Source organism: Quadrisphaera sp. RL12-1S (genome assembly GCF_014270065.1).
Taxonomy (GTDB): domain Bacteria; phylum Actinomycetota; class Actinomycetes; order Actinomycetales; family Quadrisphaeraceae; genus Quadrisphaera.
Genome location: NZ_JACNME010000004.1, coordinates 335,737 through 358,996, shown reverse-complemented (window position 1 = coordinate 358,996; position 23,260 = coordinate 335,737). Strand labels below are relative to the sequence as shown.

Sequence of the window (23,260 nt, the reverse complement as noted above, 5' to 3'; positions counted from 1 at the left end):
GGACCACCCGTTCGCGCCAGCGCGCCGCCCCACCGCACCGGTGCCAGGGTGGCGGTGTGGACGACCGAGCAGACCAGGGCGGGCTGCCGGCAGCCCGCCCCAACGCCGCCCTGACCGCCGACGTCGTGGCGCTCCACCGCTCCGGCGGCGTCGACCGGGTGCTGCTGGTGCGGCGCGGGTCCCAGCCGTTCGCGGGCCGCTGGGCGCTGCCGGGCGGCTTCGTCGACCCCGACGAGGACCCGCAGGTCGCCGCGCTGCGCGAGCTGGCCGAGGAGACCGGCCTGGACCTGGCCGACGTCGCCCTGCGCGAGCTGGGGCTCTACGGCGCCCCGGGGCGCGACCCCCGGGGCCGGGTGGTCAGCAGCGCGTGGTGGGTGCGCCTGCCCGAGGCGGACGCGCCGGCCGAGGTGGTCGGTGGGGACGACGCCGCGGAGGCCTCGTGGGTGCCCCTGCGCGAGGTGCTCGGCGGCCCGGACCAGGACGACGACGGCGGCGGCCGCGGCCAGCTGGCCTTCGACCACGCGGGGGTGCTCCGCGACGCCCTGCGGCGGGACGCCGCCGCGGCCCCGGCACGCTCGATCGCCGTGCGCTTCGACCTGCCGGACGCCGCGGCGCTGGCGGCGTTCGACGCGCTGGTGGCGGACGTGCTGCCGGGGTTCGCCGCCGACGAGCCGGGCACGCTCACCTACGTCGTCCACGCGGTGGAGGGCGAGCCGCTGGCCCGCGTGTTCTTCGAGGAGTACGCCGAGGGCGGCCACGCCGCGCACGAGGCCCGCCCCGCGACCGCCGCCTTCCTGGACCGCGTGCGCGAGCTGACCGGTGGGGCCATCAGGGCCGAGCTCCTCGTGCCGGTGGGCGCCGTCCGCCCGTGACGGGGGCCGAGTGGTCGCGGGCCTGGCGCAGGGCGCTGCGCAGAACGCCCATGATCACGGCTGGTGGTGCGCACGACGCCCATGATCACGGAGGGGTGTTCTTGTCGGGGTGACCCGAAGTGGTGTTAGTGTCGCGCTGACCTGAACGACCAGGCAGCGCGCCGGCCCCCTGCCGGCGGCACGAGGAGCGGGGGTGCGCAGGTGGGCGCGTCGCTCGACCTCGCCGTCTCCACGGTGATCCTCGCCCTGCTGCCCGGCACCGCCGCGGGCTGCGGGGACGAGACCCTCCAGCTGCACCTGCCGCTGGTCCGGCGCACCCGTGAGCCCTTCGACGGGCGGTGGGCGCTGCCCGGCGGCTGGGTGACCCCCGACGAGCGGCTCAGCTCCGCCGCCCGCCGCACCCTCGCCGAGACGACGGGCCTGCGCCCCAGCTACCTCGAGCAGCTCTACACCTTCGGCGCGCCGCACCGCTCCCCCACCGGGCGGGTGGTCTCGGTGGTCTACACCGCCCTGGTCCGCGCCCCCGAGGCCGCCGCCGTCGAGGTGGGCGAGAACGTGCGCTGGGCCCCGGCGGACCGGCTCCCCGACACCGTCGGCGAGCTGGCCTTCGACCACGCCGAGATCGTCGACTACGCGCTGTGGCGGCTGCGGACCAAGGTCGGCTACGCCGCCATCGCCCAGCACTTCCTCGCCGAGGTGTTCACCCTCGCCGAGCTGCGCGGCGTGCACGAGGCCGTGCTCGGCAAGAGCCTCGACCCCGCCAACTTCCGCCGGTCCGTGGCCGCCTCCGGAGCCGTGGAGGCCACCGACGAGGTCCGGGCCGGGGCCGCCCACCGCCCCGCCCGCCTCTACCGCGCCGTGCTGCCCCCCGGAGGGGCGACCGGCGGCTACCCGCCCTGGCAGTCCCGTCCCGAGCTCGGCTGAAGCCGTCCCGTCCGGAGGAACAGAGAACATGGTCTCCGTCGCCGTCACCCTCGGCCGCACCGCGCCCGGCAGCACCGCGCCCGCCAGCGCGCCCGTGAGCTCCTGCGACGCCCGGCTCGCCGCCGAGCCGTTCGCCCTGGACGCCCTCCCCGGCCTGCCCGCCCCCGCGCCGGAGTACGGCCCGGGCGCCTCCGTGGTGGACACCGCGCCGCCGCACACGCCCGTGCAGGAGCAGATCCCCGAGCGCTACCGCCGCATGGAGGCCGACGAGGTCCACGAGCGGATCCGCGCCGCCAAGGCCGAGCTCGGCAGCGCCGTCGTCGTCCTGGGGCACCACTACCAGCGCGACGAGGTCATCGCGCACGCGGACGTCACGGGGGACTCCTTCCTCCTGGCCCGGCGCAGCCTGGAGCGGCCGGAGGCGAGGTACGTCGTCTTCTGCGGCGTGCACTTCATGGCCGAGACCGCCGACCTGCTGACCCGGCCCGACCAGGCCGTGGTGCTGCCCAACCTCGCCGCGGGCTGCTCGATGGCGGACATGGCCGACCTCGACGCCGTGCAGGACTGCTGGGACCAGCTCGAGGCCGCGATCGGCCGCCCCCTCGACGTCCCCGCTGACGGACCCGGCGACGACGGGCTGGTCGAGGTCGTGCCGGTCACCTACATGAACTCCTCCGCCGCCATCAAGGCGTTCTGCGGGGAGCACGGCGGCATCGTCTGCACCTCCTCCAACGCCACCGCCGTGCTGGAGTGGGCCTTCGCGCGCGGTCGCCGGGTGCTCTTCGTGCCCGACCAGCACCTGGGCCGCAACACCGCCGCGGGAATGGGGGTCCCCGCGGACCTCATGCCGCTGTGGGACCCGCGCAAGCCGCTGGGCGGCAACAGCGCCGCCGCGCTCGTGGACGCCCGCGTCCTCCTGTGGCGCGGCTGGTGCTCGGTGCACCAGCGCTTCACCACCGCCCAGATCGACGCCGCCCGCGCCGCCGACCCGTCCGTGCACGTGGTGGTGCACCCCGAGTGCCCGCAGGCCGTGGTCGACGCCGCCGACCAGGCCGGCTCGACGGAGTTCATCATCAAGGCGGTGGAGGCGGCGCCGGCCGGGACGAGCCTGGCGATCGGCACCGAGATCAACCTCGTGCGCCGCCTCGCCGACGCCCACCCCGACAAGACCATCACCTGCCTCGACCCGGTGATCTGCCCCTGCTCGACGATGTACCGGATCCACCCCGGCTACCTGGCGTGGGTGCTGGAGTCGCTCGTCGAGCGGGAGCGCGCGAGGGCCGCGGGGGTGCCCGAGGCCGAGCTGGGCCCGGTGGTCAACCGCGTCGTGGTCGACGACGACGCCGCCGCCCACGCCCGGACCGCGCTGGAGCGGATGCTGGCGGTCGTCCCGTGACCAGCCCGACGACGACGGGCGCGCCAGCGGTCCCGGTGGAGCGGCTCGCCGTGGACGTGCTCGTGGTCGGGTCCGGCATCGCCGGGCTGACGACGGCGCTCGAGGTGCTGCGCCTGGCCCCCGGAGCCCGCGTGGCCGTGGCGACGAAGGCGGCGCTCGGCGACGGCGCGACCGCGTGGGCGCAGGGCGGCATCGCCGCGGTGCTCACCGACGACCAGCCGGCCGGCGCCGAGCGCGCCGGCAGCGCCGATGCTGTCTCCCTGCACGTGGCCGACACGCTCGCCGCGGGCGACGGCCTCTGCACGGCGGACGCCGTCGCCGTGCTGTGCGCTGCCGGCGCGGACGCCGTCACCGCCCTGGAGCGGCGCGGCCTGGTGCTCGACCGCCGCGTCGACGGCACCCGCGCGAGGGGCCTCGAGGCCGCCCACTCCCGGCCCCGCATCGTCCACGCCGGAGGCGACACCACCGGCGCCCACGTCGCCGCGGCCCTGGGCGCCGCGGTGAGGGCCTCCCGCGCCGCGCTGCTCGAGCGGACCTCCCTCGTGGCGCTGGTCACCCCGGCCGGCCCGGGGACCCCCGTCACGGGAGCGCGCCTGCGCGGCCCCGGCGGCGAGGACGTGCTGGTCAGCGCCCGCGCCGTGGTCCTCGCGACCGGTGGGTACGCCCAGGTCCACGCGCACACCACCACGCCCGCGGTCGCCACCGGTGACGGCCTCGCGGCCGCCGTGCGCGCCGGGGCGGTGGCCCGCGACGTCGAGATGGTCCAGTTCCACCCGACGGCCGGGGCGGGTCCCGACGGCCGCGCCTTCCTGGTCTCCGAGGCCGTGCGCGGTGAGGGCGCGGTGCTGCTCGACGCCACCGGCCGCCGGTTCACCGACGAGCTGGCCCCGCGCGACGTGGTCGCCCGCGCCTGCGCCGCCGCGATGGCCGCCCAGGGCGGGGCTCCGGTCCTCCTCGACGCCACCGGGATCGCAGGCCTGAGCGCCCGCTTCCCCGGCATCGACGCCCTGACGCGCGCCGCCGGGCTGGACTGGACGCGCGAGCCCGTGCCCGTCACACCGGCCGCGCACTACGCGATGGGCGGTGTGCTGACCGACCTCGACGGGCGCACCACGCTGCACGGCCTGTGGGCGGTCGGCGAGGTCGCCTCGACCGGCGTCCACGGCGCGAACCGCCTGGCCTCGAACTCGCTGCTGGAGGGCGCGGTCTTCGGGGCGCGCGCGGCGGCCGCGATCACCGGGCACAGCGCCTCCGACGGCGTCGTCGACGGCGCCTCCGACGGCGGCGCCGTGCCCCTCGACGTCGAGCTGCCCGCGGGGGTGCTCCCCCGCGCGGAGCTGCGGGAGCTGGTGTGGGAGCACGCCGGGCTGCTGCGCGACCGCGCCGGCCTGGAGCTGCTCACCAAGACCCTCGCCGGTGCGGTGCCCCACCAGCGCACCACCGACGCCGCCGACGTCGCCGACCTCGAGGTCCGGGCGCTCACCGACGTCGCCGCCCTGCTCGCCGCAGGTGCGCTGGCCCGCGAGGAGAGCCGCGGCGCCCACGCCCGCACCGACCACCCCAGCCGGTGCGAGCCCGCGCGCCACGTGCTGCTGCGCGCCACCGCCGGCGGTGCCGCATGACCGGGTCGGTCGCCGGGTCGGTCGCCGGGTCGGTCACCGGGCAGCTGGCCGACGTGGTCGCCCGGGCCCTCGCCGAGGACGCGCCCTGGGGCGACGTCACCAGCGAGTCGCTGCTGGACGCCTCCACCGCCACCACGGCCGTGCTGCGCGCTCGCCAGGACGGCGTGCTCGCCGGAATCGGGGCCTTCGCCGAGTCGCTCGCGCAGGCCTCCCGCCTGGTGGGCGTCCCGCAGGACGGGCCTGGTGCCGTCGTCGTCGAGGTCCTGGCTGCTGACGGTGACCGCCTCGCCCCGGGGCAGGTGCTCGCCCGGGCGCACGGCAGCGCGCTGGCGGTGCTGCGCGCCGAGCGCGTCGCGCTCAACCTCGTGCAGCACCTGTCGGGGATCGCGACGGCCACGGCCGAGCACGTGGCGCTGGTCGCCGCAGCCGGCGGCAGCGCCCGGGTGGTCGACACCCGCAAGACCACCCCGGGCCTGCGCGCGCTGGAGCGGCACGCCGTCCGCTGCGGCGGCGGGAGCAACCACCGGTGGTCGCTGTCCGACGCAGTGCTCGTCAAGGACAACCACCTCGCCCTCGTCGGCGGTGACGTCACCGCGGCGCTCGCGGCCGTGCGGGCCCGGGTGCCGCACACCACGTTCGTGGAGGTGGAGGTCGACAGGCTCGACCAGCTGCCCGCGGTGCTGGCGGCCGGCGTGGACGGTGTCCTGCTCGACAACTTCACCCTGGACGACCTGCGCACGGGCGTGGCCGCCGTGCGCGAGCACGAGCGCGCCCACGGCGGGCGGGTGCTCGTCGAGGCCAGCGGCGGCGTGCGGCGGGAGACGATCGGCGCGATCGCCGCGACCGGGGTGGACCTCGTCTCGGTGGGCGGGCTCACGCAGGCGTCAGCGGCGCTGGACGTGGGGCTGGACGTCGGGGACGACGCCGCGGTGGCGCCCGTCCGCACCCGCACGGGCTGACCGCGGCCGGCGCAGGGGACCTCCGCGATGACGCACTACCTCGACCACGCCGCCACCTCCCCGCCCACGCGGGAGGTGCTGGAGGCCGTCTGGCCCTACCTCGTGCAGGTCACGGCCAACCCGGCATCCGTGCACACCCCCGGCCAGCAGGCGAAGGAGGGGCTGGAGCGTGCGCGCGCGACCGCCGCCTCGGCCCTCGGGTGCCGGCCGGGTGAGGTGGTCTTCACCTCGGGGGGGACCGAGTCCGACGGGCTGGCCGTGCTGGGGATCGCCCCCGCGGTGGTGGCGGCGCGCGGGCGCGAGCGGCACCTCGTCACCACCGCCGTCGAGCACTCCGCGGTGCTGGAGCCGGCGCGCGAGCTGGAGCGGCGCGGGTGGCGGGTCGACGTCGTCGGGGTCGACGCCGAGGGCCGCCTCGACCTCGCGCAGCTGGACCGGGTGGTGACCGAGCGGACGGCGCTGGTCTCCGTCATGCACGCGAACAACGAGGTCGGCACCGTGCAGCCGATCGCCGGGCCCGGCGGGGCGGCCGCGCTGTGCGCCGAGCGCGGGGTGGCGCTGCACGTGGACGCCGTCCAGAGCGCCGGGGTGCTGGACCTGCGCGAGCTGTGGGCCCTGGGGTCCGCGCGCGGGGGTGTGGCGGCGGTGAGCGTGTCGGCGCACAAGCTGGGCGGGCTGCGCGGGTCGGGGCTGCTGGCCGTGCGGTCGGGGACGCCGCTGGAGCCAGTGGCCCTGGGCGGCGGCCAGGAGCGCGGGCGGCGCTCGGGCACGGTGGACGTGGCGTCCGCGGTGGGGCTCGCGACGGCGCTGGCGGGGGCGGCGGCGCGGCGCGAGCACGAGGTGGTGCGGCTGGCGGCGCTGCGCGACCGGCTGGTGGCCGGGGTGCTGGCCGCGGGCGCCGCCGCGGGCGTCGAGGTGGCGCTGACGGGCGCCGCGCCCGGTGCGGGGCGCCTGCCGGGGCACGCGTCGTTCGTGCTGCCGGGGCTGTCGGGAGAGGTGGTGCTGGCCGAGCTGGACCTGGCGGGGGTGGCCTGCTCGTCGGGGTCGGCGTGCTCGGCGGACAGCGACGACGCCTCGCACGTGCTGGTGGCGATGGGGCTGGACGGCGGCCCGGCCGGTGCCGCCCGCAGCGCCGTGCGCGCCACGCTGGGGTGGAGCTCCACCGACGCCGACGTCGACGCGCTCCTGGCGGCGCTGCCCGTGGCTCTGTCACGATCACGCCTGTGACCAGCGATCCCGCGCCCCGCCGCGGTCCGGCAGGACCCGCCGTGGCCCTCGGCGTGCTCGGCGCGGTCATCGCGCTCGCGCTGGTGGTGGCCGTGCTCGCACCGGGTGCGGGGTACCTCCTCCTCGGCGTCGTCCTCCCCCTGCGCGTGCTGGGCCTGCTCGCGGGGGTGGCCGCCGTCCTCTTCGGAGCACGCGTGCTGCAGGTGGCGCGCCGAGGCGCCGGAGGGCGCGGGGCCGGCCTGAGCGCGGTGGCGCTGGGACTGCTCGCTGCGGTGGGGGTCCTGGCCGTCGTGCCGCTGCTCCTGCGGTCCGCGGCCGCCGACCACCGGGAGGGCCGGGAGGCCGCTGCGGCCGCCGGACCAGAACGGCCCGCGGAGCAGGACGTGCGGATCGACAGGTGCGTGCCGTCGCGGGACGACGAGGCGGCGTACCTCACCGTCCACAACTCGACCGACCGCGCTGCGCGGTACTCGGTCTACGTCGAGGTGCTCGACGCCTCGGGTGGGTCACGGGGCCTCCTGCTCTCGGCGGGGGAGCCGCCCGTGGAGCCGGGCCAGAGCGTGCAGGTGGTCGCCACGGGCAGCGTCGCCCCCGGGACCGCGGGCAGCTGCCGCGTCGCGACGGCCGAGCGCGGCTGACAGGAGGCGGCCCGCGGACCCTGCCGGCGGCCGGCCGGGGTCTGACATCAGACTGGGTGGGCGCCGCTGCCGCCGACGCGGTTGGATGGGGGCATGGAGTTCAGGAAGCTCGGACGCAGCGGTCTCAAGATCTCGGAGATCACCTACGGCAACTGGCTGACCCACGGCTCGCAGGTCGAGAACGACGTCGCCACGCAGTGCGTGCGCGCCGCGCTCGACGCGGGCATCTCGACCTTCGACACCGCCGACGTGTACGCCAACGGCGCCGCCGAGGTGGTCCTCGGTGAGGCGCTCAAGGGCGAGCGGCGCGAGTCCCTCGAGGTCTTCACCAAGGTGTACTGGCCGGTCGGCCCGAAGGGGAAGAACGACGTCGGCCTGTCGCGCAAGCACGTCCTCGAGGGCATCGACAACAGCCTCGAGCGGCTCGGCATGGACTACGTGGACCTCTACCAGGCCCACCGGTACGACCACGAGACGCCGCTGGAGGAGACCATCTCGGCCTTCGCGGACGTGGTGGCCGCTGGCAAGGCCCTCTACATCGGCGTCTCGGAGTGGACCGCGGACCAGATCCGCGCCGGCCAGGCGCTCGCCACCCAGGCGGGCTTCCGCCTGGTCTCGAACCAGCCGCAGTACTCGGCGCTGTACCGCGTCATCGAGGGGCAGGTCGTGCCGACCTCGCGGGAGCTGGGGCTGTCGCAGATCGTCTTCTCCCCCGTGGCGCAGGGCGTGCTCACGGGCAAGTACCTGCCCGGCCAGCAGCCGCCGGCGGGGAGCCGCGCGACGGACGACAAGGGCGGCGCGCAGATGATCTCCCGGTGGATGCGCGACGACGTGCTCGCCGCCGTCCAGGAGCTCAAGCCGGTGGCCGCCGACCTCGGCCTGTCGATGGCGGCCCTCGCGGTGGCGTGGGTGCTCCAGAACGACAACGTGGCCGCGGCGATCATCGGCGCGTCCCGGCCGGAGCAGGTCACCGACAACGTCAAGGCCTCGGGCGTGCGCCTGCCCGCCGAGGTCATGACGAAGATCGACGACCTGCTCGGCGGCGTCGTCGCCTCCGACCCGGCCCTCACCGCGGCCAGCGCTCCCTACCAGCGCCCCGCCTGACCGCCAGCCCCGGAACCGCAGCCAGCGCTCGGCTGCGGTTCCGGGTGGGCGGGTCAGACGTGCTGCGCGGTCCAGGCCGCGTGCAGGCGCGAGTACGGGCCCCCGGCGTGCGCCAGCTCGGACGCCGGCCCCACCTCCACCACCCGACCGGCGTCGACGACCACCACCGCGTCCGCCGCCTCGGCCGTGGACAGCCGGTGCGCGATCGCCACCGACGTGCGCCCGCTGAGCACGTGCTCCAGCGCCCGCTGCAGCCGCACCTCGGTGGCCGGGTCCACCGAGGAGGTCGCCTCGTCGAGGACCAGCAGGTCTGGGTCGGCCAGGTGCGCCCGTGCGAGCGCCACGAGCTGGCGCTCCCCCGCGCTGAGCCGCTCACCGCGCTGGCCGACCGGGGTGTCGAGCCCGTCGGGCAGCTGCTCCAGCCACCGCTGCAGGCCCAGCTCGGCCAGCGCCTCGAGCGCGTCGGCGTCGGTGGCGCCGGGACGGCCGAGCCGGATGTTCTCGCCGACGCTGGTGTCGAAGAGGAACCCCTCCTGCGGCACGGCGACCACCCGGCGGTGCAGCGACGCCTCGGGCACCCGGCGCGCGTCGACGCCGGAGAGCAGCACGCGACCGGCGTCGGGGTCCACGAGGCGTGTGACCAGCCGCGCCAGCGTCGTCTTGCCGGACCCCGTCTCCCCGACCACCGCGATGCGCGAGCCGGCGGGCAGCACGAGGTCGACGTCGGCCAGCACCCGCGCGGTGGTGCCGGGGTAGGTGTACCCGACCCCCTCCAGGCGCACCTCGACGGGCCCGGCGGGCAGCGCTGCGGCCTCGGCCGGTGACGGGTCGGGCACCACCACGGACGTGTCGATGAGCTCCACCACCCGGTGCCACCCGGCCAGGGCGTTCTGCAGCTCGTTGAGCACCTCGGTGGCGGCCTGCACCGGCATGACGAACAGCCCGATGATGAACAGGAAGGCCAGCAGCCGCCCGAGGGTGATGTCGCCGTCGACCCCCAGCAGGGTCCCCGCGACCACGACGAGCGCCAGCACGAGCCCGGAGACGAAGACGCCCACGGAGAACGTGGAGGCGGTGGCCACCTGGGCCCGCACCGCCTGGGAGCGGTGGGCCTCGACGGCGGCGTCGACCGAGCGCCAGCTGCGCTCGGAGGCGGCGTGGGCGCGGATGACGTCGGCGCCGACCACCGTCTCCGACAGTGCGCCGAGCAGCTCGCCCATCCGCAGCCGCACCTGCTGGTAGGCCCGCGTCACCGGGCGCTGCAGCCGGCCCCGGAACGCCAGCACCGGCACGAAGCAGGCCAGCACCAGCAGCGCCAGCTGCCAGGAGTAGACGAACATCAGCACCGTGGCCAGCAGCAGCTGCCCGACGGCCAGCACCAGCACCACCATGCCGGTCTGCAGGAAGGTGGAGATGGTGTCGACGTCGGAGGTGACGCGGCTGACCAGCGACCCGCGCCGCTCACCGCTCTGGGTCAGCACCGCCAGGCGGTGCACGTGCGCGAACGCCCGCGTCCGCAGGCTCGCCAGACCCGCCTCGGTGGCGCGGAAGAGCCGGTAGTTCACCAGCCACGACGTCCCCATCGTGAGCAGGACGACGACGGCGGCCGCTGACGCGACGAGCGCGACGCGCCCGGCGTCCACCCCGCCCGGGGCCCGCAGGCCCGTGTCGATGGTCTGCTGCACGGCGACCGGGACGACGATGCGCCCCAGCGTGGTGATGCTCGCGAACACGAGGGTGAGGCCGAGGCCCTGCGCGACCTCCGGGGCCAGCTCCCGGGCGCGGGCCACCACCCCCTGCGGCTTCGGCGCGGGGGCCACAGGGGCCGAGGTGGCCGGACGGGGGACGGCGGTGGTGCTCACGCGACGCTCCCCTCGCTGCTCGGGCTGCTGGCGGCGGCCCGCTCCCGGGCCGCCCGGGCGTACGCCGAGACCAGCTCGCGGTAGCCCTCGTCCCGCTCCAGCAGGTCGGCGGCCGTGCCCCGGTCCACCACGCGGCCGCGCTCGAGGTGCACCACCTCGTCGGCCAGGGCGATGGTCGCCGGCCGGGAGGCGACCACCACCACGGTGGTGCCCTGCTCGCCGTCGAAGGAGGCGCCGAGCCCGTCGAGCACGGCGCGCTCGACGGCGGGGTCGAGGGCGGAGGTGGCGTCGTCCAGCACGAGCAGGCGGGGCCGGCGCACCAGAGCCCGCGCCAGCGCGAGCCGCTGGCGCTGGCCACCGGACAGCGACGCGCCGCGCTCCCCCACGCGCGTGTCGAGCCCGTCGGGCAGGGCCGCGACGAAGCCCTCGGCCCGGGCCAGGCGCAGCGCGGCCCACACGTCGTCGTCGGTGACCCCCAGGCCGAGGGCCACGTTGCCGCGCACGGTGTCGTCGAAGACGAACGTGGACTGCGGCACCAGGGCCGCCACGCCCGCCAGCTCCCCCTCGGCGAGCTCGCGCACGTCGACGCCGTCGAGCAGCACCTGGCCCGACGTCGGGTCGACCAGCCGCACCAGCAGCCCCGCCAGCGTGGACTTGCCCGACCCGGTGCCGCCGACCAGCGCCGTCGTGGTGCCGGCCGTCAGCTCGAGGTCGACCCCTGACAGCACGGGCCGGGGCGCCCGGGGGGCGCGAGGAGCACGGGTGGCGGGTGCAGCGGGCGCAGCGGCCGGCGTGCGGCCGCGCCCGTCGTCGTCGTGGTCGTCCTCGGAGTCGGCGGGGTCGGGGACGGGCACGGGGTGGTGGTGCTCCAGGCCCTGCGTGGCGGGGGCGGCCGGGGCCGCGGAGCGCTCCGGGTGCAGCGTGCCCCACGGCGTGGTGGCGTCCTCGCGCAGCACCCCCTGCAGGCGCGCGTCGCCGGCGACGGTGCGCGGCAGCTCGGCGAGGGTCCAGCCGATGGCCCGCACCGGGAACGCGAGCAGGCTCAGCATGTACGCGACCTGGACGATGTCGCCGACGTCCGCGGAGCCGCCCGCGGCCCGAGCCGCGCCCACGGCCAGGACGAGCAGCGTGCCGAGCTGCGGCAGCGCCTCGATGACGGGGTCGAAGGCGCCGCGGGTGCGCCCGGCGGCCACGTTCGCGTCCCGCAGGCGCCCGGCCTCGGTCGCGAAGCGCTCCACCTCGCCGTCGGCCAGGCCGAGGGTCTTCACCACGAGCGCGCCCTCGAAGCTCTCGTGAGCGACGGCGGAGACCTCTCCGCGCAGGCGCTGCACGCGGCGCACCTTCGGCGACATGGCCCGCGAGTACGCGGCGTTGGCCACCACGAGGGCGGGCACCACGACCAGCCCGATGCCGCCCAGCACCGGGTCCGCGGCGACCATGGCCGCCCCCGCCACCCCGATGAGGACGACGACGCCGAGCGCGAACGGGAGCACGGCCATGGCCTGCCAGGTCGCCTCGACGTCGGAGGCGGCGGTGGCGAGCAGGCGGCCCGCGGGGTGGGAGTGGTGCCAGCTCAGCGGGAGGTCGAGGTAGCGGCGGGCGAGCGCGCGGCGGTAGCGCGCCTGCAGGCCGTACATGGTGGCGCCGGCGAAGATGCGCCGCAGGAGCACACCCCCCACCGTGACCAGCGTGATGGCCAGCAGCGTGGCGCCGGCCAGCCACACGTCCCCCGTGGTGACCCGCGCCCCCGAGCCGGGGGTGAGGGCGGGGACGACCACGTCCTCGGTGACGCGGCCGACCATCCAGCCGCTGCCGGCCGTGCCGACGCCGTAGACGACGCTGCCGAACACCGCCCACGCGAACAGGCGCGGCTCCTCGCGGGCGCCGCGCGCGAGGACGGCCAGGCCGGGCAGGAACGTGCCGCTGGGTCTCACAGGGAACTCACCTGGTGTATCGAAACACGAGGCACCGACAGCCGCTCCCGCGCTGCCCCGCGACGCGGCGCGCGGAAGGATGTGCGGCGTGACCGGACCCGACCGCGCTCGCCTCGCCGACCTGCTCACCGCCGCCGGCCCCGGCGCCCCGACCCTGTGCGCCGGGTGGGACGCGCGCGAGCTGGCCGTGCACCTCGTGGTGCGCGACGGACGGCCCGACGCGTTCGTGGCGCGCCAGCTGGGCGAGCGGCTCGGCGACCGCCTCCCCGCGCTGGCCCGCGCCGCCGGCCACGCCGACGCCGTGGAGGCCCAGCTGCGGGCGCTGCCCTTCGCCGAGCTGGTGGAGCGGTTCCGGTCCGGGCCGCCGCGCTGGACGCCGCAGGCGCTGCCGCCCGTGGAGGCCCTGGCCAACGGCCTGGAGTTCTACGTGCACGGGCAGGACGTGCGCCGCGCCGACCCGGGGTGGGACCCGGCCGACCCGGCGAGCGCCGAAGAGCTGCGGCCGGGCCAGCGCGAGGCGCTGTGGCGCAGCCTCAAGGGGCTGGCGCGGCTGGTCTACCGCCGCTCGCCCGTGGGCGTGGTGCTCGTGGTACCGGCCGGGCCGCAGCTGGTGGCGGTGCGGCGCGAGCGCCAGGTGGTGGTGACCGGTGAGGTGGAGGAGCTGGTGCTGCACGCCACCGGCCGCCGCGGCGCGGCGCAGGTGGAGGTCAGCGGCCCCGACGACGCGGTGGCGGCGTTCGCCGGCGTGGTCCAGCAGATGTGACCCGCCCCCGTCCGTGATCATGGGCGTCGCGCCCATGATCACGGACGGGTGGGGGGCGGGGGTCAGGCGCGGGCCAGCGGCGGGTCCGCGGGCAGCACGTGCTCCCCGGTCCGGTCCGTGGACAGGCACAGCGAGCAGACGACGGCGGAGTGCGCCGCGCAGGCAGCAAGGTCCGGGCGCTCGAAGCCCTGGTGGCAGACGTGGCAGGTCATGACCTCGCCGGACGGGTTGCCGTCGTCGTCGACCAGCGGGGCGTCGAGGCCGTCGTCGGTGCGCCGCAGGTAGTAGCGGCCCTTCGTGGCGATGGCCAGCACGGGCGGCAGCACCGCGGCCAGCACGACGGCCACCAGCGGGCTGAAGGGGGCCAGCGCGGCTCCGAGGCCGCCGAAGAAGCAGACGATCGAGACCCCGGCCGCCGCGAGCATGGAGACGAAGCCGACGGGGTTGACGTCGTAGAGCATCCCGCGGCGGAACTCCGGCTGCTTCGGCGAGATCCCGAGCACGTGCTTGTTCACCGCGATGTCGACCGCGACGACGACGATCCACGCGATCCCGCAGTTGGCGTAGAACCCCAGGACCGTGTTGAGGACGTCGAACATGTTCAGCTCCATCAGCGCGAGCGCGATGGCCAGGTTGACGCCCACGAACACCAGGCGTCCCGGGTAGCGCTTGGTGAGGCGCGTGAAGGAGTTGGTCCACGCCAGGGAGCCGGAGTAGGCGTTGGTGACGTTGATCTTGACCTGGCTGATGACCACGAGGACGACAGCGAGAGCCAGGGCGGCCCAGGCGGGCATCCAGTCGCGGTAGATCTCGAGGAACTGGTGCACGGGCTGGTTGGCGATGGCGGCGCCACCGTCGGTGGCGGACGCCAGGATGTAGACCGCCAGGAACAGCCCCACCACCTGCTTCGCCGCACCGAACAGCACCCAGCCCGGGCCGGCGAGCAGCACCGCGGCCCACCAGCGCCGCCCGTTCTCGGCGGTCTTGGGCGGCATGAAGCGCAGGTAGTCGATCTGCTCGGCGATCTGCGCGATGAGGCTGAGGCACACGCCCGCTGCCAGCATCACCGCCCCGAAGCTCGGGCGGCCGTCGCCGTTCTCGCCCTGGTAGGCGAAGAAGTCGCCGACCGAGTCGGGGTGGCTGATGAGGAGGTAGGCGAACGGGGCGACCATGAGCACGAGCCACAGCGGCGTCGTCCACAGCTGGAGGGTGCTGAGCACCTTCATGCCGTAGACCACCAGCGGGAAGATGATGACGGTGGAGACGGCGTACCCGAGCCACAGCGGCACGCCCAGGCCCAGCTGCAGGCCCTGCGCCATGATCGAGCCCTCGAGGGCGAAGAAGATGAACGTGAACGTCGCGAAGATGACGTTCGTGACCACCGACCCGTAGTAGCCGAAGCCGGCGCCGCGGGTGATGAGGTCGAGGTCGAGGTTGTAGCGGGCGGCGTAGTAGGCCAGCGGGAACCCGGTGGCCAGCACGACGACGGCGAAGACGCCGATGCCCCACAGCGCGTTGGTGGTGCCGTAGGAGATGCCGATGTTGGCGCCGATGGCGAAGTCGGCGAGGTAGGCGATGCCGCCGAGGGCCGAGACGGCGACGACGCCGGTGGACCAGCGGCGGTAGGAGCGCGGGGCGAACCGGAGGGTGTAGTCCTCCAGCGTCTCGCTGGCGGCGTGGGCGACGCTGAGGTCGCCGTCCGACGGGCTGCCGGAGCTCGGTGGCGTCCCGGGCTGGGCGGGGATGCGCGGCGCGGTCGAGGGCGTCGTCGCGCGCGAGGTGTCCTGGGTCACGGTGGGTGACCGTAGGGACGCGGTGTTACGCGGAGGTGACCCTGCGTTTCAGCCCGCCGCCCCCTCCGTGATCATGGACTTCCCGAGCACTTTCCGCCCGTGATCATGGACGTCGCGAGCGCGGGGCCAGCGCACGGGGTCAGCGCACGGGGTGACCCGCGGCGGCCAGCGAGGCCTTGACGTCGCCGACCGTCATCTGGCCGAAGTGGAAGACGCTGGCCGCCAGCACCGCGTCGGCGCCGGCGGCGACGGCCGGGGCGAAGTGCTCCACCGCACCGGCGCCTCCGCTGGCGATGACCGGCACACCGACGCGGGCGCGCACCGCGGAGAGCATCTCCAGGTCGAAGCCGGCCTTGGTGCCGTCGGCGTCCATGGAGTTGAGCAGCAGCTCCCCCGCGCCGAGCTCGGCGACGCGCTCGGCCCACTCGACGGCGTCGACGCCCGTGCCGCGGCGCCCGCCGTGCGTGGTGACCTCGTACCCGGACGGCGTGGGCGGCTCGCCCTCCGGCGTGCGCCGCGCGTCCAGGCTCACCACCAGCACCTGGTTGCCGAAGCGCTGCGCGATCTCGCGGACCAGCTCCGGCCGGGCGATGGCGGCGGTGTTGACGCCCACCTTGTCGGCGCCCGCGCGCAGCAGCCTGTCGACGTCGTCGGGGGTGCGGACACCGCCGCCCACCGTGAGCGGGATGAAGACCTGCTCGGCGGTGCGGCGGACCACGTCGTAGGTGGTCTCGCGGTCACCGGAGGAGGCGGTGACGTCGAGGAAGACCAGCTCGTCGGCGCCCTGCGCGTCGTAGCGGGCCGCCAGCTCCACGGGGTCGCCGGCGTCGCGCAGCTCGCGGAAGTTCACGCCCTTGACCACGCGGCCGGCGTCGACGTCGAGGCAGGGGATCACGCGCACGGCCAGGCTCACGTCGGCCCAGCCTAGGCGGCGCGCGGCCCCGGCTCGACGGCCGTCCACCTCCGTGATCATGGACTTCCCGCACAGCGCCTGGGACATCTGCTCGGGAAGTCCATGATCACGGGCGGAAAGTGCTTCGGACGCCCATGATCACGGAGGGGTGGGGGCGACCTGGCTAGCGTGACGGGGTGCCCGACCCGGTCAGCGCAGACACCAGCGAGGCGGCTGAGGCCGCCGCCGACCTCGTGCTCGGCCGTGCCGCCGGAGCGGGCGGCGTGCGCGTGCTCGCCGTGGACGGGCCCAGCGGCTCCGGCAAGACCACCCTCGCCGCCGCCGTCGGCGGCGTCCTGCGGGGGCGCGGGGTCAGCACCGCCGAGGTGCACATGGACGACCTCTACCCCGGCTGGGACGGGCTCGCCGAGGCCGTGGGCCTCGTCACCGCCCAGGTGCTCGAGCCGCTGACCAGCGGCGCCCCGGCGGCGTTCCGCCGCTGGGACTGGGTGGCGCACACCTGGGCGGAGCGGGTGCCGGTGCCCACGGCCGCCGTCGTCGTCGTCGAGGGGGTGGGGTGCGGCTCGCGTCCGTGCGCACCGCACCTGACCGCACTGGTGTGGGTGGAGGCCGACGACGACGAGCGCATGCGGCGCGGCATCGAGCGCGACGGCGAGGCGTACCGGCCGCACTGGGAGCGGTGGGCGGTGCAGGAGCGGGCCCTGTTCGCCGCGGAGGGCACCCGGGACCGCGCCGACGTCGTCCTGCGCACGTGAGACCCCCCCGGGCAGGATGGGGCCTGTGAGCCGGGTGGAGCTGCTGTCGCGCCTGGACCGGCTGCGCTCGTACGCGCCGCACGTGGTGCTGTGCGCGGTGGGCGCGGGGATCGCGTACCTGCTGGCGCGGCACGTGCTGGGCCACTCCCAGCCGATCTTCGCGCCGATCGCCGCGGTGCTGGGGCTGGGCGTCTCCTACGGGCAGCGGCTGCGGCGGGTGGGCGAGGTGGTGGTCGGCGTGGCCATCGGGGTGCTCATCGGGGACCTGCTCGTGCGCGCGTTCGGCACCGGCTTCTGGCAGATCGCGCTGGTGGTCGGGCTGGGGATGTCGGTGGCGATCCTCCTGCGGGCCGGAACGCTGATGATCAACCAGATCGCCATCCAGGGCGTCTTCGTCACGCTCTACCAGCAGACCACCACGGGCGCGATCGTCGGGCGCTGGACCGACGCCGCCACGGGCGGGGTGGTGGCGCTGCTCCTGGCCACCCTCGTGCCGCGCCGCCAGCTGAGGCGGCCGGTGGTGCTGGCGCAGGAGGTGCTCGCCACCGTGGCGGACCTGCTGCTGGAGGCGTCGTCCGCGGCGCGCGACGGCGACGTGGAGCGCGGACGGGACGCCCTGGCCCACGCCCGCGGCACCCAGGAGCGGCTCGACAGGCTGCGCGCGGCCGCCGCGGAGGGGCTCGACGTGGCGCGGCTCACGCCGTTCCGGCGCCACCACGCCGTGCGCGCGCAGACCGTGCAGGCCCTGGCGGTGCCGCTGGACCGGGCCGTGCGCAACGTGCGCGTGCTCTCCCGGCGCCTGGCGGTGGCCACCGAGCGGATGGAGGTGGTGCCCGCCGAGCTGCTCGTCCTGGTGGACGAGCTGGCGGCGGCGGCCCTGCGCCTGTCCGAGGACCTGGGCGCCGGGCGAGCGCTGGACGACGCGGTCGACGCGCTGGCCGCCGTGGGGCTGGCCTCGGTGGTGGTGCCGCGCTCGTCGCTGTCCGCCGACGTGGTGCTGGCCCAGGTGCGCTCGGCCACGGTGGACCTGCTGCAGGTGGCGGGCCTCGACGGCGAGGCGGCGCTGGCGAGGGTGCCGGCGCGGGCCGGGGAGAACTTCGGCTGAGCGATGTGATGACACGCCGCTCCGCAACCATCACTTAGCGGTGGAAGTGAAGGTAACGTCCCACCGTGCCTTCAGATCGAGCGGTGACCGCGGACGCCGCCGCCTGGCCCTCGCTGGGCAGCCGCGAGGTGCCGTGGACGCCCACCCTGCCGCCCGACCTCGTGCCGCGCTCGGTCCGCGAGCGCCACCGCGGGCCGTACGCGGCGGCGGTGGTGCCCTTCATCGCCCGTGCTGCGCCGAGGGTGTCCGCGGGGGCGGCGGCGCTGGCGGAGGAGGCTGCCGCGGAGGTGGCGCGCTTCGACGCGGAGCAGGCCGGAGCAGCCGCAGGAGCCGACGACGGCGGGTCGGGTCCACTGCCGTTCCTGCTGCTGCGCAGCGAGTCGGCGTCGTCGTCGCAGATCGAGGGGCTGACCTCGGGGGCGCGGGCCATCGCGGTGGCCGAGCTGGGCGGGAGCGCGACGCGCAACGCCGAGCTGGTGCTGGGGAACGTCCGGTCCATGCAGGCGGCGCTGTCGCTGGCCGACGACCTCACGCCGGACGCCCTGCTGGCCATGCAGCGGGCGCTGCTGGAGGCGAGCGCGCCGTCGATCGCCGGGGTGTGGCGCACCGAGCAGGTGTGGATCGGCGGTGACACCTACGGGCCGCACGGCGCGGAGTTCGTCCCGCCGCACCACGAGGACGTGCCGGCGCTCATCGACGACCTGGTGGCGTTCAGCGCCCGCAGCGACGTGCAGGTGCTCGTGCACGCGGCGCTGGCGCACGCGCAGTTCGAGACCGTCCACCCCTTCGCGGACGGCAACGGCCGCACCGGACGGGCGCTGGTGCACGCGCTGCTGCGGCGGCGGGGGCTGGCGCGGCGGGTCACGGTGCCGGTGTCGGCGGGCCTGCTCACCGACGTGGGCGGGTACTTCGACGCGCTGACCGCCTACCGCAGCGGCGACGTCGACCCGATCGTCGAGGTGCTCGCGCACGGGGCGCTGGCGGCGGTGGTCAACGGGCGGCAGCTGGCAGTGGAGCTGCGCGCGGCGCGGGCGCGGTGGGACGAGGTGGTGGTGGCCCGCCGCGACTCCGCCGCGTGGCGCCTGGCGGACCTGCTGCTGCGCCAGCCGGTGGTCGACAGCGCCACCATCGCGCGCGAGCTGGGGCTCTCCCCCGCCAACGCCGCCCGCCCGCTGGCCCCGCTGGTGGAGGCGGGCGTGGTGCGGGAGACGACGGGCCGCGACCGCGGCCGGCTGTGGCAGGCCGACGAGGTGCTGGCCGCGCTGGACGCGTTCGCGGCGCGGGCCGGGCGGCGCTCGGCCCGCTGAGCGGCGGTGCGTCCCGCCCAGCAGGCAGAACTCGCCGATCCAGGCTCCAGGCCCCTCCCGGCGGACTCCTGCACGTCCGGCGGGACGCCGCAGTACCGGGTCAGCCGGCGACGGGCACCTGCACGCCGCTCCACACCTGCGAGCCGTCGCTGCCGCTGGGGCCGTCGTCGACGCGGCCGTTGACGTCCACCAGCGTCCGCTCACCCAGCGGCTGCCCCAGCTCCACCACCAGCGGCGCCAGCGGGTGGCCAGGGCAGCCCTGCGCCCCCTTGCGGATGTACGTCGACACCGCGATGCGGACCTCGGTGCTGGTCACCTCGACCACCGGCGGCGCCGTGTTGCCCGCCGCCCCCTGCCCGCCGGTGCAGCTCGGCTCGTCGACCAGCACCTCGACGCTGGTGGCCGCCGGGTCCGACGTGAAGCCCTCGGGCAGGAACCAGGTGGCGGGGTTCGTCGTCGTCGGGTCGCGGTCGTCGGCCTGGAGGTCGACCGACAGCGGCGCCGCCCACCCGAGCGCCCCCTGCGCCGCGGCGACGACGGCCTCCTCCGTGCGCGCGTCGGGGCGGCGCGACAGCAGGTCGGTGGAGTACTCGATGGTCACCACCCCGGTGGTCGCGTCGAAGCTCCCGCCGAGCACCACGCCGTGCTCGGGCGCCTGCAGGTCGGCGAGGAAGGCGTTCCAGGCCGCGTCGGTGACGAGGCCGTTGCGGTGGCTGGACACGAGCGCCCCGCCGCGCAGCTCGACGGGGAAGGGCAGCCGCTCGGCCATCGTGACGGCCTCCGGAGGGACCGTCCCGGTGAAGGCGACCCAGGGGCGCCCCTGCGACGACTCCTCCCCCGCGTGCGACGTGGCGAACGCGTCGCGGAACCGCTCGGCGACGTCGTAGGTGTAGACCCCCATGAGCTCCTGGTCCTGGACGATGCGCGCGCCCTCCTCCAGCGAGACGCCCCGCTCCTGCGCGATCTGGTCCTGCAGCGAGCCGGGGGTGGCCCACGTGAGGTCCAGCGGCGGGCGCTCGCCGCGCGGCGTCGTGACCACCGTCAGCGCGGGGTCGGGCCAGGTGAACGTCGCGCGCGGGCTGGGTGAGGAGGACGACGACGGCGACGCTCCCCCGCCGGCTGGTCCCGGCTGCGCCGCGCCCCCGCACCCGGCGAGCGCCGCTGCCAGCGCCGCAGCGCCCACGACCGCCAGCCCGACCGCCGCCGTCCTGCAGCGCTGCACGTCGCCTCCCCCACCGAGCCTGCGCCGCCGACAGCGACGATCACCAGCCAGACGCTCGCACCGCCCCGACCGTTGCAGGGCGCCGGCGCGCCGTCGTCGTCCTCATCCGGCAGACGGGACGACCACGCCGCCGCCGGGCGGCGCGTAGGTGTCGTCGACAGCGCCGTTGACGTCCACCAGCGTCCGGTCACCGAGCGGCTGGCCCAGCTCGACGGTCAGCGGCGCCATCGGGTGGCCGGGGCAGGTCTGCGGGCCCTTGACGATGTAGGTGGCCACGGCGATCCGCACCTGCGTCGAGGTGACCTCCACCTGCGGTGGCGCCATCCGGTCCGCCGCGCCCTTCCCGCTCGTGCAGCCCTGCGCCTCGACGAGCACCTGGACGCTCGTGGCGCCCGGGTCCGGGACGTACCCGGCGGGCAGGAACCACGTGGCCGGCTCGGTGGTCGTCGGGTCGCGGTCGTCGGGTTCGAGGACCACGCGGAACGGCGCGTCGCGTCCCAGCGCCTTCGTGGCTGCGGCGACGACGGCCGCGCGCACGTCGTCGCCGGGCTGCCACGCCTCGGCGGCGAAGCCGCCGTAGGTGAAGGTCGCGGTGGGAACGTCCAGGCCGCCGCCCCAGCCGACGCCCTCGGGCGTCAGGGCGCCGAACGCGTCGGTCCCGGCGCTGCGCACCCGGTCGGCCTCGGCCTCGGTGAGCAGTGCGCCGCCGCGGAGCTCCACCGGCAGGTAGAAGGCCTCCGCCGCCGCGACGAGCTCGGGCGGCACGTCGCCGGTGAAGCCGATCCACGCCGGCTGGCCCTCCATCTCGGGACGGGCCTCGGAGAAGCGGTCGCCGAGGATCGGCTTGACGGTCGCAGCGACCCAGTCGTGGAAGGCGGTGACGTCCTCCTGCTGCCGGACCACCGCCTCGACCGTCATCCCCTCCTGCTCTGCGAAGGTGGTGAGGTCCTCCAGCTCGGCCCCGTCCGGGGGCGGCGTGGAGGGACGCTGCCCCCGCGGCGTGATGACGACGGTGCGGGCCGGGTCGGGCCAGTGCTGGCCGGGATCGGTGTACGCCGCTGCAGACGACGACGGCGTGTCGCTCGCGTCCGTCCCCGGTGCCAGCGGCGTGCCGCCGCAGCCGGTGAGCAGCACCGCCGCCAGCGCCGCGCTCGCCGCCAGCCCGACCGTCCCCGCCCTGGAACGCCGCACCCGGACCCCCACCCTCCGCCGGTCGTCGCCCGCGGCGACGATCACCGGTCAGACGCTGCCGCAGGCGCGGGCGTTGCAGGGCGGCGGCGCGCCGTCGTCGTTGTCCTCACGGGGAAAGTGCGCGGGAGGTCCATGATCACGGGGGAAAGTGCACGGTAGGTCCATGATCACGGACGGGAGGGGTGGGGGTCAGCGGCGCTTCTCGGGGACGGTGGGGAGCACCGAGGTGGTGAGCGCCGGGTCGGGATCCTCGCGGAACCGGCGCTTGACGGCCTCGCGCTCCTCGGCCTCGAGCCGCTCGCGCTCCTCGCGGAGCATCCGCTCGACCCTGTCCGCCTGCTCGGACTCGCTGGGCCCGGCGAAGGCCCTCGACCGCTCGACGGCCGCCATCGACCCCGTGAACAGGGAGTCGTCGCGGCGGTCGGGCGCGGCCACGGGCGGCAGCACCGTGGTGGCCGGCGTCGGGACGCCCGCCACGCGGCGGGGCGCCGTCGGGTCGTGCTGGCCCTTGGCGGGCACGCGCTCCTCGGTGCCGGCGGCCAGCGCCGCCTGGGCGGCCTCCTCGACGCCGGCGCCCGCGACCCGCAGGCGCGGCAGGCCGTCGGGGTTGGACGCCACCAGCCAGCGGACCATCGCCTCGCGCACGTGGCAGCGCAGGTCGAAGATCGTCGGCCCGTCAGCCGCGGAGACGAGGATGCGCACCTGCACGAAGGTGTTGACGGCGTCGGTGACCTGCAGCACGGCCACGCGGCGGTCCCACAGCTCGTCGGCCTCGACCACGCGGTGCAGCTCCTCGCGCATGCCGTCGAGGTCGGTGCGCCAGTCGACCTCGAGCATCACCACGCCGAGCAGCTGGGAGTCCTTGCGGGTCCAGTGCTCGAAGGGGGTGGAGGTGAAGTAGGTGGACGGCAGCACGTAGCGGCGGTCGTCCCAGACGTGCACCACCACGTAGGTGAGGGTGATCTCCTCGATGCGGCCCCACAGGCCCTCGACCACGACGACGTCGTCCACGCGCAGCGCGTCGGTGAAGGCCAGCTGCAGCCCGGCGAAGACGTTGCTCAGCGAGCTCTGGGCGGCCAGGCCGGCGACCACGGACAGCAGGCCCGCGGAGGCGAAGATGCCGGTGCCGACCACACGGGCCTCGGGGAAGGTCCACAGCATCGCCCCGACGGTGAGCAGCGCGATGACCAGCAGCGCGATGCGCCGCAGGAAGATGATCTGGGTGCGGATGCGGCGCGCGTGGCGGTTGTCGGCCACGTCCACCCGGAACTTCTCGAGCAGCAGGTCCTCGACCACCAGCACGACCTTGGCCACCAGCCAGCCGACGCAGGCGATGACGGCCAGCAGCAGCACGGTGCGCACCGCTGCGAGCCAGCCGTCGGTGCCGCTGGAGGCGACGAACACCTGCTGCGCGGCCAGCGTCACGAGGATCCAGCGGAACGGTCCCTTGAGCCGCGCCGCGAGGGTGCGCGCGACCACGGACCTCCGCCCGATGCGCAGGACGACGGCGTGCACCACCATCCCCAGCAGCAGCGCGCCGAGCGCCGCGCCCACCGCGACCGCGACGAGCTGCAGCGCCTGCAGCCCGGTCAGGGGCGTGGTCGCAGCGGCGGCGTCGCCGGTGAAGAGGTCGACGAACGCGTTGAGGGCGTCGCGCATGGCGGGGAGAGGCC

The 23,260-nt window shown here is 76.1% G+C and carries 19 protein-coding genes; 12 read left to right on the top strand and 7 right to left on the bottom strand.

The features are described from left to right. Positions 1-56: 56 nt before the first annotated feature. The 8 genes from H7K62_RS10285 to H7K62_RS10250 all read left to right on the top strand — a co-directional run bounded on the left by H7K62_RS10285 (position 57) and on the right by H7K62_RS10250 (position 8,742). The gene (locus H7K62_RS10285; RefSeq protein WP_222437356.1) at positions 57-872 is read left to right on the top strand and encodes an NUDIX domain-containing protein; all 816 of its coding nucleotides are present in this window, start codon (positions 57-59) and stop codon (positions 870-872) included. 201 nt (positions 873-1,073) lie between these two features. Next, complete coding sequence (locus H7K62_RS10280; RefSeq protein WP_186717824.1) at positions 1,074-1,796, top strand: NUDIX hydrolase; 723 nt, start codon at positions 1,074-1,076, stop codon at positions 1,794-1,796. A 28-nt stretch (positions 1,797-1,824) separates the two neighbouring features. Beyond that, the gene (nadA, locus tag H7K62_RS10275; RefSeq protein WP_186717823.1) at positions 1,825-3,192 is read left to right on the top strand and encodes a quinolinate synthase NadA; all 1,368 of its coding nucleotides are present in this window, start codon (positions 1,825-1,827) and stop codon (positions 3,190-3,192) included. After that, complete coding sequence (locus H7K62_RS10270) at positions 3,189-4,814, top strand: L-aspartate oxidase (protein ID WP_222437355.1); 1,626 nt, start codon at positions 3,189-3,191, stop codon at positions 4,812-4,814. The genes nadA and H7K62_RS10270 overlap by 4 nt, the downstream gene beginning before the upstream one ends. Continuing rightward, positions 4,811-5,773, top strand: coding sequence for a carboxylating nicotinate-nucleotide diphosphorylase (gene nadC, locus H7K62_RS10265; RefSeq protein WP_186717822.1), 963 nt, complete (start codon positions 4,811-4,813; stop codon positions 5,771-5,773). Before H7K62_RS10270 ends, nadC begins: the two co-directional genes overlap by 4 nt. A gap of 27 nt (positions 5,774-5,800) precedes the next feature. Further along, a complete protein-coding gene (locus H7K62_RS10260; RefSeq protein ID WP_186717821.1) occupies positions 5,801-7,000 on the top strand; it encodes a cysteine desulfurase family protein in 1,200 nt (399 codons plus the stop codon). Then, positions 6,997-7,638, top strand: coding sequence for a hypothetical protein (locus H7K62_RS10255; protein WP_186717820.1), 642 nt, complete (start codon positions 6,997-6,999; stop codon positions 7,636-7,638). Before H7K62_RS10260 ends, H7K62_RS10255 begins: the two co-directional genes overlap by 4 nt. A gap of 93 nt (positions 7,639-7,731) precedes the next feature. After that, complete coding sequence (locus H7K62_RS10250) at positions 7,732-8,742, top strand: aldo/keto reductase family protein (protein ID WP_186717819.1); 1,011 nt, start codon at positions 7,732-7,734, stop codon at positions 8,740-8,742. A 53-nt stretch (positions 8,743-8,795) separates the two neighbouring features. Here H7K62_RS10250 and H7K62_RS10245 read toward each other — a convergent pair whose 3' ends face one another. Then, positions 8,796-10,604: an ABC transporter ATP-binding protein gene (locus H7K62_RS10245; protein WP_186717818.1), complete on the bottom strand. Its 1,809-nt coding sequence runs from the start codon at positions 10,602-10,604 to the stop codon at positions 8,796-8,798. Next, a complete protein-coding gene (locus H7K62_RS10240) occupies positions 10,601-12,538 on the bottom strand; it encodes an ABC transporter ATP-binding protein (protein WP_370591700.1) in 1,938 nt (645 codons plus the stop codon). The genes H7K62_RS10245 and H7K62_RS10240 overlap by 4 nt, the downstream gene beginning before the upstream one ends. Positions 12,539-12,626: 88 nt before the next feature. Here H7K62_RS10240 and H7K62_RS10235 point away from each other — a divergent pair, with 88 nt between their 5' ends. After that, entirely contained in the window at positions 12,627-13,301 is a 675-nt protein-coding gene (locus tag H7K62_RS10235) for a TIGR03085 family metal-binding protein (protein ID WP_222437354.1), read from the top strand. 62 nt (positions 13,302-13,363) lie between these two features. Here the strand turns inward: H7K62_RS10235 and H7K62_RS10230 are convergent, their stop codons facing one another. Then, positions 13,364-15,094, bottom strand: a complete 1,731-nt coding sequence (locus H7K62_RS10230) for a purine-cytosine permease family protein (RefSeq protein WP_186717816.1) — start codon at positions 15,092-15,094, stop codon at positions 13,364-13,366. 139 nt (positions 15,095-15,233) lie between these two features. Further along, the gene (gene hisF, locus H7K62_RS10225; RefSeq protein ID WP_186717815.1) at positions 15,234-16,007 is read right to left on the bottom strand and encodes an imidazole glycerol phosphate synthase subunit HisF; all 774 of its coding nucleotides are present in this window, start codon (positions 16,005-16,007) and stop codon (positions 15,234-15,236) included. Between the two features lie 176 nt (positions 16,008-16,183). Here hisF and H7K62_RS10220 point away from each other — a divergent pair, with 176 nt between their 5' ends. From H7K62_RS10220 to H7K62_RS10210, 3 genes are all read left to right on the top strand, one after another. Next, a complete protein-coding gene (locus H7K62_RS10220) occupies positions 16,184-16,762 on the top strand; it encodes a nucleoside/nucleotide kinase family protein (protein WP_186717814.1) in 579 nt (192 codons plus the stop codon). Positions 16,763-16,787: 25 nt separating this feature from the next. Next, entirely contained in the window at positions 16,788-17,867 is a 1,080-nt protein-coding gene (locus tag H7K62_RS10215; RefSeq protein WP_186717813.1) for an FUSC family protein, read from the top strand. A gap of 65 nt (positions 17,868-17,932) precedes the next feature. After that, complete coding sequence (locus H7K62_RS10210; RefSeq protein WP_222437352.1) at positions 17,933-19,174, top strand: Fic family protein; 1,242 nt, start codon at positions 17,933-17,935, stop codon at positions 19,172-19,174. A gap of 100 nt (positions 19,175-19,274) precedes the next feature. On the opposite strand, the gene H7K62_RS10205 is transcribed toward H7K62_RS10210, so the two are convergent. The 3 genes from H7K62_RS10205 to H7K62_RS10195 form a co-directional block, all read right to left on the bottom strand. Further along, positions 19,275-20,396, bottom strand: coding sequence for a hypothetical protein (locus H7K62_RS10205; protein WP_186717812.1), 1,122 nt, complete (start codon positions 20,394-20,396; stop codon positions 19,275-19,277). A 102-nt stretch (positions 20,397-20,498) separates the two neighbouring features. Beyond that, positions 20,499-21,632: a hypothetical protein gene (locus H7K62_RS10200; RefSeq protein WP_186717811.1), complete on the bottom strand. Its 1,134-nt coding sequence runs from the start codon at positions 21,630-21,632 to the stop codon at positions 20,499-20,501. 144 nt (positions 21,633-21,776) lie between these two features. Then, positions 21,777-23,246, bottom strand: coding sequence for a mechanosensitive ion channel family protein (locus H7K62_RS10195; RefSeq protein ID WP_186717810.1), 1,470 nt, complete (start codon positions 23,244-23,246; stop codon positions 21,777-21,779). Positions 23,247-23,260: the final 14 nt, after the last annotated feature.

Bases quoted from the DNA above. Each gene is read 5' to 3' on its own strand.
- nadC (WP_186717822.1), top strand. From the start codon at position 4,811: ATGACCGGGTCGGTCGCCGGGTCGGTCGCCGGGTCGGTCACCGGGCAG.
- nadA (WP_186717823.1), top strand. From the start codon at position 1,825: ATGGTCTCCGTCGCCGTCACCCTCGGCCGCACCGCGCCCGGCAGCACC.
- H7K62_RS10195 (WP_186717810.1), bottom strand. From the start codon at position 23,246: ATGCGCGACGCCCTCAACGCGTTCGTCGACCTCTTCACCGGCGACGCC.
- H7K62_RS10250 (WP_186717819.1), top strand. From the start codon at position 7,732: ATGGAGTTCAGGAAGCTCGGACGCAGCGGTCTCAAGATCTCGGAGATC.
- H7K62_RS10260 (WP_186717821.1), top strand. From the start codon at position 5,801: ATGACGCACTACCTCGACCACGCCGCCACCTCCCCGCCCACGCGGGAG.